Annotated in this window: 12 protein-coding genes; all 12 read right to left on the reverse strand. The window is 63.5% G+C overall.

From position 1 onward, the window contains the following. Window positions 1–55 precede the first annotated feature (55 nt). Window positions 56–1,462 carry a dihydrolipoyl dehydrogenase gene (gene lpdA, locus XB14_RS30740; RefSeq protein WP_077968077.1) on the reverse strand — a complete coding sequence of 469 codons (1,407 nt, stop codon included), beginning with the start codon at window positions 1,460–1,462 and terminating at the stop codon, window positions 56–58. Window positions 1,463–1,486: 24 nt separating this feature from the next. After that, on the reverse strand, window positions 1,487–2,239 hold the full coding sequence (locus XB14_RS30745) for an SDR family oxidoreductase (RefSeq protein ID WP_077968079.1): 753 nt from the start codon (window positions 2,237–2,239) through the stop codon (window positions 1,487–1,489). Continuing rightward, window positions 2,236–2,736: a hypothetical protein gene (locus XB14_RS30750; protein WP_077968081.1), complete on the reverse strand. Its 501-nt coding sequence runs from the start codon at window positions 2,734–2,736 to the stop codon at window positions 2,236–2,238. The genes XB14_RS30745 and XB14_RS30750 overlap by 4 nt, the downstream gene beginning before the upstream one ends. Window positions 2,737–2,738: 2 nt before the next feature. Then, complete coding sequence (locus XB14_RS30755; RefSeq protein ID WP_077968083.1) at window positions 2,739–3,380, reverse strand: LysE family translocator; 642 nt, start codon at window positions 3,378–3,380, stop codon at window positions 2,739–2,741. Next, entirely contained in the window at window positions 3,377–3,802 is a 426-nt protein-coding gene (locus tag XB14_RS30760) for a VOC family protein (RefSeq protein WP_077968091.1), read from the reverse strand. Before XB14_RS30760 ends, XB14_RS30755 begins: the two co-directional genes overlap by 4 nt. Before the next feature lie 31 nt (window positions 3,803–3,833). After that, window positions 3,834–4,247, reverse strand: coding sequence for an MAPEG family protein (locus XB14_RS30765; protein ID WP_077968093.1), 414 nt, complete (start codon window positions 4,245–4,247; stop codon window positions 3,834–3,836). 152 nt (window positions 4,248–4,399) lie between these two features. After that, window positions 4,400–5,641 carry a 2-oxoglutarate dehydrogenase complex dihydrolipoyllysine-residue succinyltransferase gene (gene odhB / locus XB14_RS30770; RefSeq protein WP_077968095.1) on the reverse strand — a complete coding sequence of 414 codons (1,242 nt, stop codon included), beginning with the start codon at window positions 5,639–5,641 and terminating at the stop codon, window positions 4,400–4,402. Window positions 5,642–5,697: 56 nt separating this feature from the next. Continuing rightward, window positions 5,698–8,694 carry a 2-oxoglutarate dehydrogenase E1 component gene (locus XB14_RS30775; protein ID WP_077968098.1) on the reverse strand — a complete coding sequence of 999 codons (2,997 nt, stop codon included), beginning with the start codon at window positions 8,692–8,694 and terminating at the stop codon, window positions 5,698–5,700. A 240-nt stretch (window positions 8,695–8,934) separates the two neighbouring features. After that, a complete protein-coding gene (gene sucD, locus XB14_RS30780; protein WP_058321727.1) occupies window positions 8,935–9,837 on the reverse strand; it encodes a succinate--CoA ligase subunit alpha in 903 nt (300 codons plus the stop codon). A gap of 17 nt (window positions 9,838–9,854) precedes the next feature. Next, window positions 9,855–11,048 (reverse strand): ADP-forming succinate--CoA ligase subunit beta, encoded by a 1,194-nt coding sequence (gene sucC / locus XB14_RS30785; RefSeq protein WP_077968100.1) that lies wholly within the window; start codon window positions 11,046–11,048, stop codon window positions 9,855–9,857. Between the two features lie 112 nt (window positions 11,049–11,160). Next, window positions 11,161–12,126, reverse strand: a complete 966-nt coding sequence (mdh, locus tag XB14_RS30790) for a malate dehydrogenase (RefSeq protein WP_077968102.1) — start codon at window positions 12,124–12,126, stop codon at window positions 11,161–11,163. A 184-nt stretch (window positions 12,127–12,310) separates the two neighbouring features. Further along, complete coding sequence (zapE, locus tag XB14_RS30795) at window positions 12,311–13,465, reverse strand: cell division protein ZapE (RefSeq protein WP_077968103.1); 1,155 nt, start codon at window positions 13,463–13,465, stop codon at window positions 12,311–12,313. Window positions 13,466–13,492 lie beyond the last annotated feature (27 nt).

The raw sequence follows: 13,492 nt of genomic DNA on the forward strand, positions 1-13,492 counted from the left end.
AAGAAACGCGGCCGGGAACAGGGGGGCCGCTTGATCGCAGCCCCCTGCAGGATCCTTACATATGGATCGGCTTGAAGAAGGTCGAAAGTGCTGCTTCCTTGACCGCTTCCGACATGGTCGGGTGCGCGTGGCAGGTGCGGCCCAGGTCTTCCGAGGAACCGCCGAATTCCATCAGCACGGCGATCTCGTGGATCATCTCGCCGGCACCGAAGCCGACGATATGGCCGCCGAGCACCCGGTCCGTTTCCTTGTCGGCGAGGATCTTGACGAAACCGTCGGTGGCGAGCATGGCGCGCGCACGGCCGTTGGCGGTGAATGGGAACTTGCCGACCTTGTAGGCAACGCCCGCAGCCTTCAGCTCTTCCTCGGTCTTGCCGACGGAGGCGACTTCCGGCTGGGTGTAGACCACGCTCGGGATCACGTCGTAGTTCACGTGACCGGCCTGGCCGGCGAGGATTTCCGCAACGGCGACACCTTCGTCCTCGGCCTTGTGGGCGAGCATCGGGCCACGCACGACGTCGCCGATCGCGTAGATGCCGGCAACGCTCGTCTGGTAGTGATGATCGATCTCGACCCGGCCGCGCTGGTCCATGACGACGCCGGCCTTGTCCAGACCGAGGCCGTCGGTGTAGGGCCGGCGGCCAGTGGCGATCAGCACCACGTCGGCATCGAGCGTCTGGGCGTCACCGCCCTTGACCGGCTCGAAGGTCACCTTGGCACCCTTGCCGTCCTTGACCACACCGGTCACCTTGGCGCCGAGCTTGAAGTCCATGTTCTGCTTGGCGAGCATGCGCTGGAACTGCTTGGCGACTTCGCCGTCCATGCCGCCGAGGATCGTGTCGAGATATTCAACGACCGTCACCTTGGCGCCGAGGCGCGCCCAGACCGAGCCGAGCTCGAGGCCGATGACACCGCCGCCGACGACGATCATGTTGGCCGGAACCTTTTCGAGCGCGATGCCGCCCGTCGACGAGATGATCACCTTCTCGTCGATATCGACCTGAACGCCCGGGATGCCGGCGACGTCGGAGCCGGTGGCGATCACGATGTTCTTGGTTTCGAGGATCTGTTCCTCGCCCTTGTCGTTGGTGACGGAGACCTTGCCCTGGCCGAGCACCTTGCCGGTGCCCTGGATGCCGTCGATCTTGTTCTTCTTGAACAGGAACGAAACGCCGTCGACGTTGGCCTTAACCGTCGCGTCCTTGTGGGCCATCATCTTTTCGAGGTTCAGCTTCGGCGCCGCGACTTCGACGCCGAGCGCGTCAACACCGTGGGCGACCTGATGGAACACCTCGGAAGCATGCAGCAGCGCCTTCGACGGGATGCAGCCGATGTTGAGGCAGGTGCCGCCATAGGTGGCGCGCTTCTCGACGACGGCCACCTTCAGGCCGAGCTGAGCCGCCTTGATGGCGCAGACATAGCCGCCGGGGCCGCTGCCGATAACGATGAGATCATAAGCCATTAGTATATCCTTCCTTCAGGACGGTTACCGTCCGCCGCTGACATTGAGAATTGCCCCCGTCACATAAGTCGCCTTATCCGACAGGAGATAGAGAACCGCGTCAGCAACCTCCTCGGCAGAGCCGGGTCGCTGGACGGGAATGGTGTGGGCGAGATCGCGCGCCCGGTCCGGCAGGCCGCCGGAAGCGTGGATCTCGGTATCGATGATGCCGGGCCGGATCGCGTTGACGCGAATGCCTTCAGCAGCCACCTCGCGCGAAAGGCCCGTGGTGAAGGTATCGATCGCACCCTTCGAGGCGGCGTAGTCGACGTATTGCGCCGACGAACCGAGCACGGCAGCCATCGAGGAGATGTTGACGATGACGCCGCCCTTGCCGCCGTAGCGCGTCGACATGCGGCGAACGGCTTCTGCGGCACAACGGATGGAGCCGGTGATGTTGATGCGGAACATGCGCTCCAGCCGATCGACGGACATCTCGTCGACGCGGGCCGTCTGACCGACGATGCCCGCATTGTTGACGAGACCATCCAGCCGGCCGAAAGCCGTATCGACAGCCGCAAAAATCGCCTGGATATCCGCCTCGGAACCGACGTCGCCCTGAACCGCGATCGCTTCACCGCCAACCGACTTGATTGCATCGATAACCGCGTCGGCCGCGTCACGGTTCGTGGCAAAGTTGACCGCGACCCGCCAGCCGGCCTTTGCCGCGCCAAGGCAGATTGCTGCGCCGATGCCGCGGCTGCCGCCGGTTACAAGAAGGACGGGGCTCTCGCTCATGCGGCACATCCCTTGAGCGTAAAGGCGTCCCAGCTGTCGGCCTCCGCCTTGCCTTTGCCCCAGGCGGTCGAGGCCCGAAGCGACGGCCCGAAATCGGGCAGCAGCAATTGCTCGGCTGCCAGTTCGGTTTCGGCCGGGATCTCGCTGATTGCGCCGGCCTTGTCGAGCGCATAGACGACGCCCTGCCACACCGTGCAGGCGCGCAGTTCCTCGCCGGTCGCATCCCCTTCGGGGCAATTGTGCATGATCAGTCCGGTCGCCCGTTCCGGCTCGCCCGCCGGCATCACGACGCCATCGAGCAGCAGGCCGGGTTTCAGAACCGCCACCTTGAAGTGGTTGCTCGTTGCCGCGCTCGCCGAGCCGACCGGTTCGAAGCGCAGTTCATAGCCCCCGTCGCGGTCGCCATAGATCGCGTGCGACTGCTTGCAGTCGGCGGCGATCGCCGGCGCAGCAAAGGCGAGGCCGAACAGGACTGAAAGGAGACGACTGGAGAGCATGATCAGGCGGCCTTCTCCGTCGCGAGCTTGAGACCGAGCGCGATGAAGACCACACCGCTGGCGCGGTCGATCCACTTGCTGGCGCGGGTGAAGGCGGCGCGCATGCGCGGCGTCGTCATGAACAGGCTGACGCCGACGAACCAGAGGATCAGGCAGGAAGCCATGACGAGGCCATAGCCGAACTTGACGAGGATCGGCGTGTGTGCGCTGACGACGGTCGAGAAGATCGACAGGAAGAAGAACACCGGCTTGGGGTTCAGCGCATTGGCGGCGAAACCGAGGCCGAAGGCCTTGGCCGCCGACTGGCTCTTGACCGGCCCGTCGTTTTCCGTGTGGTCGACCTTGATCTCGGTCTGGCCGGCCCGAAGCGCCTTGACGCCGATATAGATCAGGTAAGCGACACCGCACCATTTGACGATGTTGAACAGGTAGATCGACTGCGAAATGATCAGCCCGAGGCCGAGGATCGTGTAGGTCACATGGAACATCAGCGACGTGCCGATGCCGAAGGACGTGATGATCGCCGGGCGACGGCCATGCACGATCGACTGGCGCATGACCATGGCGAGGTCGGCGCCGGGAGAGACGATGGCGAAGGCGAAGATCGCCATCAGCGATGCGAGTTCGAGGAAATACTGGCTCATGGGTTTGCGACCGGTGCGTTGAAGGCCCAGACGTGGCCGAAGGGATCCTTGATGCGCGCGTAGCGTGCGTGCCAGAAGGTATCCTGCGGCTCCAGAACTGTCGATGCCCCGGCGGCCATCGCCCTGTCATAGGCCGCGTCGACATCGGCAGGCTTCGCCAGATTGATGCTGATCGCAACGCCGGTGCCGCCGATCGTGTTCGGCGACAGCACGCTTCCGCCGAATTCGGGGAACTCGTCGTGCAGCATCACCTCGCCGCCGTAGATCGCCAGATTGGCGTGCATCACCCGTTTGCCGTCTTCGGCCATCGCGTGGAACGTGTTCACCGCGCCAAGAGCCTTCTCGTAGAAGGCGATGGCGGAAAGACCGTCCTTGACGCAGACATGCGCCTGGATCGGCGGAACGTCGGGTCCGAATGCCATGCCAGTCTCCTCTTGCCTTGTCGCCGGGATGCTATGCCATGAGCCGGACGACCATCAGCAGCAGCGCGATGATCGACACGAACCAGACGAGGGTACGCAGCACGGGAACGCCGGCCACGTAGAGAGTGGTGTAAACCACCCGTGCCAGAAGCCAGGTCACCGCCCCGATGGCGCCGAGACCGCCGGTCTTGCCGGTCACCGCGAGCGCGAGCGCAAGCGCGACGAAGGCAGGAAAGGTCTCCAGCATGTTGTGAAGCGAGTGCAGCAGACGACCGGACACCACGCTCTTGGGCGCCCGCTGCTCGTCGCGCGGGCCGAGCAGGTACTTGATCGTAAAATCGCCGGACAGGTCGAGCGACAGCGCCTGCACCAGGATATGCGCGATCAGGAACACCACGCTCCAGCCAAGCACCCAGATTTCAGTCGACGCTGCAGCGGCTTCCATCATCCCTCGCAATCGCAGGAGCGGTTCAGATCGGCATCATCGGCCCGGTTGGGCCAGTCTCTTCGGCCAACCCGCAAAGACAGTCTTCGCCGTGCGGGGTCGCTGACGGCGACCGGCGGAGGCACGAAAGGCGCCCCCGCCGTTTGCGAATATTAGAGATCGAGAACCAGGCGCTCCGGATCTTCCAGGCTTTCCTTGACGCGGACGAGGAAGGTCACGGCTTCCTTGCCATCGACGATGCGGTGATCGTAGGAAAGCGCAAGGTACATCATCGGACGGATAACGACCTGGCCGCCGATGGCGACCGGGCGGTCCTGGATCTTGTGCATGCCGAGGATGCCCGACTGCGGTGCGTTGAGGATCGGCGAGGACATCAGCGAGCCATAGACGCCGCCGTTGGAGATGGTGAAGGTGCCGCCCTGCATGTCGGCCATCGACAGCGCGCCGTCACGGGCTGCCTTGCCGAGACGGCCGATGTCCTTCTCGATCTCGGCGATCGACATCTGGTCGGCATCGCGAACGATCGGAACCACAAGACCCTTGTCGGTGCCGACGGCAACGCCGATGTGGCAGTAGTTCTTGTAGATGATGTCCGTGCCGTCGATCTCGGCGTTGACAGCAGGGATTTCCTTCAGCGCGTGGGTCACGGCCTTGGTGAAGAAGCCCATGAAGCCGAGCTTCACACCGTGCTTCTTCTCGAAGATGTCCTTGTACTTGTTGCGCAGCGACATGACAGCGCTCATGTCCACCTCGTTGTAGGTGGTGAGCATGGCGGCGGTGTTCTGCGCGTCCTTGAGGCGACGGGCAATCGTCTGGCGCAGACGGGTCATCTTGACGCGCTCTTCGCGAACGACGTCTTCGGCCGTCGACGGCGCACGGGCCTGGACCTTGGCCGGCTCGGAAGCGGCCGGCGTCGAGATGCCCTTGGCAACGGCTGCAAGCACATCACCCTTCAGCACCTGGCCACGCTTGCCGGAACCGTCGATCTGGTCGGCGGAAAGGTTGCTTTCGGCAAGCAGCTTGCCAGCCGACGGTGCCGGCGGCATCGACGAGGCGGCCGGAGCTGCAGCAGCAGCCGGGGCAGTCGGAGCGGCAGCGGCCGGCTCGGCCTTCTTTTCGGGGGCGGCAGCCGGAGCGGCCGCGGCAGCGCCGGCGGCACCGGCAGCGATCTGGCCAAGCAGTGCGCCGAGGCCGACGGTCTCGCCGGCCTGGGCGACGATTTCGGAGAGCGTGCCTGCGGCCGGAGCCGGGACTTCGATCGTCACCTTGTCGGTTTCGAGTTCGAGCAGGGGTTCATCGGCCTTGATGGCGTCGCCGACCTTCTTGAACCAGGTGCCGACGGTCGCTTCGCTGACGGATTCGCCAAGGGTGGGAACGCGGATTTCTGTTGCCATGATTTTTGTTCCGTTGATCAGATATCTGTTTCTGGTGGCTCAGAGCGTGGGGAGCGTCAGCCCCCCAGCGCGTCCTCGAGGAAGGCGGCAAGCTGCGCCAGGTGCTTCGACATCAGGCCCGTCGCCGGCGATGCGGCAGCCGGACGACCGGTGTAGCGCACGCGCTGATACTTGGCGTCGATATGGGCGAGAACCCATTCGAGGTACGGGTCGATGAACGACCAGGCGCCCATGTTCTTCGGCTCTTCCTGGCACCAGACCATCTCCGCGTTGCGGAAGCGGCTGAGCTCGTTGATGAGCGCCTTGGCCGGGAACGGATAGAGCTGTTCGACGCGCAGCAGGTAGATGTCGTCGATGCCGCGCTTTTCGCGCTCTTCGAGCAGGTCGTAGTAGACCTTGCCCGAGCAGAGCACGACGCGACGGATCTTCGAGTCCTTCTGCAGCTTGATCGGGCCGTCCTTGATCACCTCGGCATCGTCCCACAGCAGGCGGTGGAACGAGCTCTCGCCGGCCATTTCCGACAGGCTGGAGACCGCACGCTTGTGGCGCAGCAGCGACTTCGGCGTCATCAGCACGAGCGGCTTGCGGAAGTCGCGCTTCACCTGGCGGCGCAGGATGTGGAAGTAGTTCGCCGGCGTCGTGACGTTGGCGACCTGCATGTTGTCTTCGGCGCAGAGCTGCAGGAAGCGCTCGAGGCGGGCCGACGAGTGCTCCGGACCCTGGCCCTCATAGCCGTGCGGCAGCAGGCAGACGAGACCCGACATGCGCAGCCACTTGCGTTCGCCCGACGAGATGAACTGGTCGAAGACGACCTGCGCACCGTTGGCGAAGTCGCCGAACTGGGCTTCCCAGAGGGTCAGCGCGTTCGGACGGGCAAGCGAATAGCCGTATTCGAAGCCGAGCACCGCCTCTTCCGAGAGCATCGAGTTGATGACCTCGTAGCGCGCCTGGGTCGGCGACAGGTTCGCAAGCGGGATGTAGCGCTCTTCGCTCTGCTGATCGTAGAGCACCGAGTGGCGCTGCGAGAAGGTGCCGCGTTCGCAGTCCTGGCCCGACAGGCGGATCTTGGTGCCTTCCGTGACCAGCGTGCCGAAGGCGAGCGCTTCTGCCATGGCCCAGTCGACGCCCTCGCCGGTCTGGATCATCTGGGCGCGGTTTTCCATGAAACGCTGGATCGTGCGGTGGGCATTGAAGCCTGCCGGGATCTCGGAGATCTTGCGGCCGACTTCCTTCAGCTGCTTCATCGGCACCGAGGTCTTGCCGCGGCGCTGTTCGTCCTGGTTGTCGGCCGAGCGCAGGCCCGACCAGGCGCCGTCGAGCCAGTCGGCCTTGTTCGGCTTGTAGGACTGGCCGGCCTCGAACTCCTGCTCGAGGTGGGCGCGCCAGTCGGCCTTCATCTTCTCGACTTCGCCTTCGGAGATCAGTCCCTCGGCGATCAGGCGGTCCGAATAGAGCTGGACGACCGTCTTGTGGGCGCGGATGACCTTGTACATCTTCGGCTGGGTGAACGCCGGCTCGTCGCCTTCGTTGTGACCGAAGCGGCGGTAGCAGAACATGTCGATGACGACAGGCTTGTGGAACTTCATCCGGAATTCGGTGGCGATCTTGGCCGCGTAGACGACGCCTTCCGGATCGTCGCCGTTGACGTGGAAGATCGGCGCTTCGATCATCTTGGCGACGTCGGACGGATAGGGCGACGAGCGCGAGAAGGCCGGATTGGTGGTGAAGCCGATCTGGTTGTTGATGATGACGTGGACCGTGCCGGCGACGCGGTGGCCGCGCAGGCCGGAAAGGCCGAGGATTTCAGCAATCACGCCCTGGCCGGCGAACGCAGCGTCGCCGTGCAGCAGCAGCGGCATGACCTTGGAGCGTTCGCGCAAGGGAATGATGTCGCCTTCGAAGACGGTCGCCATCTGGTCCTGCTTGGCGCGCGCCTTGCCCATGACCACCGGGTTGACGATTTCGAGGTGCGAGGGGTTTGCCGTCAACGACAGGTGCACCTTGTTGCCGTCGAACTCGCGGTCGGAGGAAGCGCCGAGATGGTACTTCACGTCGCCCGAGCCTTCGACCTCGTCAGGCGCGTAGGAGCCGCCCTTGAACTCGTGGAAGATGGCGCGGTGCGGCTTGGCCATGACCTGGGACAGCACGTTCAGGCGGCCGCGGTGGGCCATGCCGAGAACGATTTCCTTCAGACCTTCCTGGCCGCCGCGCTTGATGATCTGCTCGAGCGCCGGGATCAGCGATTCACCGCCGTCGAGGCCGAAGCGCTTGGTGCCCTTGTACTTGACGTCGATGAACTGCTCGAAGCCTTCCGACTCGATCAGCTTCTGCAGGATCGCCTTCTTGCCCTCGGGCGTGAACTCGACACCCTTGTCCGGCCCTTCGATGCGTTCCTGGATCCAGGCTTTCTCTTCCGGGTTGGACATGTGCATGAATTCGACGCCGATCGTCGAACAATAGGTGCGCTCGAGGATTTCGACCATCTCGCGGATCGACGCGTATTCGAGGCCGAGCACGTTGTCGATGAAGATCTTGCGGTCGAGATCCTTGTCGTCGAAACCGTAGTTCGAGGGCGAAAGTTCGTTGTAGTCCTCGACCGGGGCGGCAAGGCCGAGCGGGTCGAGCTTGGCGTGCAGGTGGCCACGGGCGCGGTAGGCGCGGATCATCATGATGGCGCGCACGGAATCGCGCGTCGCCTGAAGGATGTCTGCGTCGCTGACAGCAGCGCCGGTGGCAGCAGCCGTTTCCTCGGCCTTTGCCTTGACCTTCTTCTCGATGACCTTCTCGACCGTGCCCCAGTCGCCATCAAGCGCGGAGACGAGTTCGCCATTGGCCGGGATCGGCCAGTTGTTCTTTTTCCAGGAGGCGCCCTTGGCTGCCTTCACGACGTCTTCGGGCCGGTCGGCGAGCGCCTTGAAGAAGGCCTGCCATTCGGCCGACACGGACGCGGGGTCCGCCTCGTAGCGTGCATGGAGCTGCTCGATATAGGCGGCATTGGCGCCGTCCAGAAACGAAGTGAGCTGGAATTGCTCGTTGGCCTCTTGCCTTGTCATGGTCTCACGCGGACTGTTCTTGTCCGCCTCCTGACTGAGTTGGGTTGCCGGGTATCCCGGTCGTTCATGTTCGTTCGGCGCGCTAGCGCCCTTTCCTACGGCGCCGCGCATCCTCGAGGACGCGCCGGGGTCACCGTGGCACTTGATTGCCGCGTATCCTGATCTTCCATCAGCCAAGGAAACACGCGGACTGCAGATTGACCGGGCCGGATCACTCCGGCCCGGTCAGAAGTCTTTAGGTCAGCCCTTGAGGACTTCGACCAGCGTCTTGCCGAGACGGGCCGGCGACGGCGACACGCGGATGCCTGCCTGCTCCATCGCGGCGATCTTGGATTCCGCATCGCCCTTGCCGCCGGAAACGACGGCGCCGGCGTGACCCATGGTGCGGCCCTTCGGTGCGGTACGGCCCGCGATGAAGCCGGCCATCGGCTTCTTGCGGCCCTTCTTGGCCTCGTCGATGAGGAACTGCGCCGCGTCCTCTTCGGCCGAGCCGCCGATTTCGCCGATCATGATGATCGAGGTCGTGGCTTCGTCCGCCAGGAACATCTCCAGCACGTCGATGAACTCGGTGCCCTTGACCGGGTCGCCGCCGATGCCGACAGCCGTCGTCTGGCCGAGGCCTTCGTTGGAGGTCTGGAACACGGCTTCATATGTCAGCGTGCCGGAGCGCGAGACGATGCCGACCGAACCCTTGCGGAAGATCGAGCCCGGCATGATGCCGATCTTGCATTCTTCCGGCGTGAGGATGCCGGGGCAGTTCGGGCCGAGCAGGCGCGACTTGGAGCGGTCGAGGCGAGCCTTGACGCGCACCATGTCGGCAACCGGGATGCCTTCGGTGATGCAGGTGATGAACGGGATTTCCGCATCGATCGCCTCGATGATCGCGTCCGCGGCACCTGCCGGCGGAACATAGATCACGGATGCGTCCGCACCGGTCTTTTCACGGCCTTCGGCAACCGATGCGAAGATCGGCAGGGTTTCGCCCTTGGAGCCGGTCCAGGTTTCGCCACCCTTCTTCGGGTGGATGCCGCCGACCATCTGCGTGCCGTAATAGGCGAGCGCCTGTTCGGTGTGGAAGGTGCCGGTCTTGCCGGTCAGGCCCTGAACGAGGACCTTGGTGTTCTTATTGACGAGAATCGACATGAGGTCTGGTCCTTCAGTTAGCCGTTGATCGCGGCGACGATCTTCTTGGCAGCGTCATCCAGATCGTCGGCGGCGGTGATCGCCAGGCCGGATTCGTTCAGGATCTTCTTGCCAAGCTCGACATTCGTGCCTTCGAGACGAACGACCAGCGGAACCTTGAGGCCGACTTCCTGCACGGCCGCAACGACGCCTTCAGCGATGACATCGCACTTCATGATGCCGCCGAAGATGTTGACGAGGATGCCCTCGACCTTCGGGTCGGCCGTGATGATCTTGAAGGCTGCCGCGACCTTCTCCTTGCCGGCGCCGCCGCCGACGTCGCAGAAGTTCGCCGGCTCCTTGCCGTAGAGCTTGATGATGTCCATCGTCGCCATGGCAAGACCGGCGCCGTTGACCATGCAGCCGATGTTGCCGTCGAGCGCGACATAGGCGAGGTCCCACTTGGAGGCTTCGATTTCCTTGGCGTCTTCTTCGGTTTCGTCGCGCAGTGCCTTGATGTCGTCGTGGCGGAACAGCGCGTTGCCGTCGAACGAAACCTTGGCGTCGAGAACGCGCATGCGGCCGTTCTTCATGACGATCAGCGGGTTGATCTCGAGCAGGCTCATGTCCTTCTCGACAAAGGCCTTGTAGAGGATCGGGAAGAGCTTCTCGGCGTCAGCCTTGGCTTCGCCTTCGAGCTTCAGGGCCGAGGTGAGCTTGGCAAGATCAGCGGCGGTGACGCCAGCTTCCGGGTTGATCGCGACGTTGACGATCTTTTCCGGCGTGTCGTGCGCAACAGCCTCGATGTCCATGCCGCCTTCCGTCGAAACGACGAAGGCAACCTGGCCGACCGAGCGGTCGACGAGCAGCGACAGATAGAGTTCGCGCTCGATGTCGGCGCCATCCTCGATGTAGAGGCGGTTCACCTGCTTGCCGGCCGGGCCGGTCTGGGCGGTGACGAGCGTATTGCCGAGCATGTCCTTGGCATGAGCCTTGGCTTCGTCGATCGAGAAGGCAAGGCGAACGCCGCCCTTGGCGTCGGCGGACAGTTCCTTGAACTTGCCCTTGCCGCGACCGCCGGCATGGATCTGGCTCTTGACCACGTAAAGCGGGCCCGGGAGCTGCTTTGCAGCGGCTTCGGCTTCGTCGGCGGAGAAGATCGCGACACCTTCCGCGACCGGTGCGCCATAGCTCTTCAGGAGAGCCTTGGCCTGATACTCATGAATGTTCATGGTGTTTTTCCTGTCTGGAGCATTGTGCGGGCAGGTGGGGCACCTACCCGCACCAATGCGGCAAAAACAAAGAGGCCGAGCGGAACTCAAGCGTCCGCCCGACGGGAGGCGATTACTGCTTCAGGCTCGGCGCAATGCCGATGCAGGCTTCGCAAAGACCGGCGACGGAAGCGACCGACTTGTCGAATGCTTCCTTCTCGGCCTTGTTGAGATCGATCTCGATGATGCGCTCGACACCACCGGCACCGATGACGGTCGGCACGCCGACATACATGTCCTTGACGCCGTACTGGCCGGTCAGGTGCGCAGCGCAGGGCAGAACGCGCTTCTTGTCCTTGAGGTAGGCTTCCGCCATCTCGATCGCCGAAGCGGCCGGCGCGTAGTAGGCCGAACCGGTCTTGAGCAGGCCGACGATTTCGGCGCCGCCGTCACGGGTGCGCTGGATGATTTCTTCGAGGCGCTCCTTCGTGACCCAGCCCATCTCGACGAGGTCGGTCAGCGGGATGCCGGCAACGGTCGAATAGCGGGCGAGCGGCACCATGGTGTCGCCGTGACCGCCGAGAACGAAGGCGGTGACGTCCTGGACCGAAACGTTGAACTCCTGGGAGAGGAACAGGCGGAAGCGCGCGCTGTCGAGAACGCCGGCCATGCCGACGACCTTGTTCTTCGGCAGGCCCGAGAACTTCTGCAGCGCCCACACCATGGCGTCGAGCGGGTTGGTGATGCAGATGACGAAGGCGTTCGGAGCGTACTTCTTGATGCCGGCGCCAACCTGTTCCATGACCTTGAGGTTGATGCCGAGAAGATCGTCGCGGCTCATGCCCGGCTTGCGGGCAACACCGGCGGTGACGATGCAGACGTCGGCGCCTTCGATGGCGGCATAGTCGCTGGCACCGGTCAGGTTCACGTCGAAGCCTTCGACCGGCGAGGACTGACCGATGTCGAGGCCCTTGCCCTGCGGGATGCCGTCGGCGATGTCGAAGAGGACGATGTCGCCCAGTTCCTTCAGGCCGGCGAGATGCGCCAGCGTGCCACCAATCATCCCTGAACCGATAAGTGCGATCTTGTTGCGAGCCATGAAAGTGCTTCCTTTGTGATCCCAAATCTGATCGAGGCCTGGAACGCGGCAAACGCCAAACCTTCGCCAGAAGCCATTAAACGGCAAACGTTAAAATATCAATCGATACTTTTGGGTGGAACAATTTCAATCGGTTAGATCATAAAACTCTTACGTAAACGTAAGAGTTTTCGCCACACCTGCGTCACGAAACAGCAACATTTGCGGGATGCGCAGCGGCATATTCCTCGCTTTGCATCTCGATCAGCCGAGAAACCGTGCGGTCGAACTCGAAGCCCTCCGTTCCCTTCTTCTGGGTCAAGAGATCCTGCGGCTCTGCCGCCGCCGAGGCGAACAGCCGGGCGCCGTTGTCGTAGAGCGTGTCGATAAGCAGGATGAACCGCTTGGTTTCGTTGCGCATATGGGGACCGAGATGCGGCACGTGGTCGACGAAGATCGTCGAGTAACGCTCGAGGATGGCCAGATAGTCCGCAGCCCCGAGCGGCTGCTGGCAAAGGTCGGCGAAGCCGAAACGGGCGCTCTTTCCCGAGGCGGCCGGCACCGGGATCTTGCGGCCCTTGCGCGGTACTTCTGCGGGAGCGGCCGGTGCGTTGCCGGTCTCGTGAGCCCAGGCCCGCGCCATCGCTGCATCCGCCTCAGGCCCAAGCGGCGACAGCCACACGGGACTGCCGTCCGTCTTCGTCAGCCGGTAGTCGGTGTCCGTATCCAGCGAGATGACCTCGACATTCGCCTTCAGCAGGGCGACGAAGGGCAGGAACAGGCCGCGGTTGAGGCCATCGCGGTAGAGATCGTCCGGCGCCACGTTCGAGGTTGCGACGAGCACGCAGCCCTTGGCGAACAGTTCGCCGAACAGGCGGCCGAGGATCATCGCGTCGGCAATGTCGGTCACGGAGAATTCATCGAAGCAAAGCAGCCGCGCTTCGCCGAAGAGTTCCGAGGCAACCGGCGGAATCGGATCGGCCTGCTTCGTCTCGCCATTCTTCAGCTTCTGGCGGTGCTTGTAGATGCGCTCATGCACATCGGCCATGAACTCGTGGAAATGCGCCCGGCGCTTGCGCTGGATCGGCACCGCGTCGAAGAACATGTCCATCAGCATGGTCTTGCCGCGCCCGACGCCACCATGAATGTAGAGACCCTTGACCGGCGGATGGTCCTTCTTGCGCGAGGCAAACAGCCAGCCGAGCGCATTGGTCTTGCGCGACGGGCGGCTGGCAAGCAGCTCGGCCGAGAGATGATCGAACCGCCGCGCGATCGTAAACTGCGCCGGGTCACGCTTGCGCTCGCCGCTCGTAACGAGCGCTTCGAGCTTGCGGTAAATGCTGTCGTCAGGATTGAGCACGTCTCACCCGAGATGGGACGGAAAACA

The organism is Ensifer adhaerens (assembly GCF_002007205.1).
Classification (GTDB): domain Bacteria; phylum Pseudomonadota; class Alphaproteobacteria; order Rhizobiales; family Rhizobiaceae; genus Ensifer; species Ensifer adhaerens_D.

What these genes read in the sequence shown, in the direction of transcription:
- lpdA (WP_077968077.1), bottom strand. Translation starts at nt 1,462, where the DNA reads ATGGCTTATGATCTCATCGTTATCGGCAGCGGCCCCGGCGGCTATGTC.
- XB14_RS30745 (WP_077968079.1), bottom strand. Translation starts at nt 2,239, where the DNA reads ATGAGCGAGAGCCCCGTCCTTCTTGTAACCGGCGGCAGCCGCGGCATC.
- XB14_RS30750 (WP_077968081.1), bottom strand. Translation starts at nt 2,736, where the DNA reads ATGCTCTCCAGTCGTCTCCTTTCAGTCCTGTTCGGCCTCGCCTTTGCT.
- XB14_RS30755 (WP_077968083.1), bottom strand. Translation starts at nt 3,380, where the DNA reads ATGAGCCAGTATTTCCTCGAACTCGCATCGCTGATGGCGATCTTCGCC.
- XB14_RS30760 (WP_077968091.1), bottom strand. Translation starts at nt 3,802, where the DNA reads ATGGCATTCGGACCCGACGTTCCGCCGATCCAGGCGCATGTCTGCGTC.
- XB14_RS30765 (WP_077968093.1), bottom strand. Translation starts at nt 4,247, where the DNA reads ATGGAAGCCGCTGCAGCGTCGACTGAAATCTGGGTGCTTGGCTGGAGC.
- odhB (WP_077968095.1), bottom strand. Translation starts at nt 5,641, where the DNA reads ATGGCAACAGAAATCCGCGTTCCCACCCTTGGCGAATCCGTCAGCGAA.
- XB14_RS30775 (WP_077968098.1), bottom strand. Translation starts at nt 8,694, where the DNA reads ATGACAAGGCAAGAGGCCAACGAGCAATTCCAGCTCACTTCGTTTCTG.
- sucD (WP_058321727.1), bottom strand. Translation starts at nt 9,837, where the DNA reads ATGTCGATTCTCGTCAATAAGAACACCAAGGTCCTCGTTCAGGGCCTG.
- sucC (WP_077968100.1), bottom strand. Translation starts at nt 11,048, where the DNA reads ATGAACATTCATGAGTATCAGGCCAAGGCTCTCCTGAAGAGCTATGGC.
- mdh (WP_077968102.1), bottom strand. Translation starts at nt 12,126, where the DNA reads ATGGCTCGCAACAAGATCGCACTTATCGGTTCAGGGATGATTGGTGGC.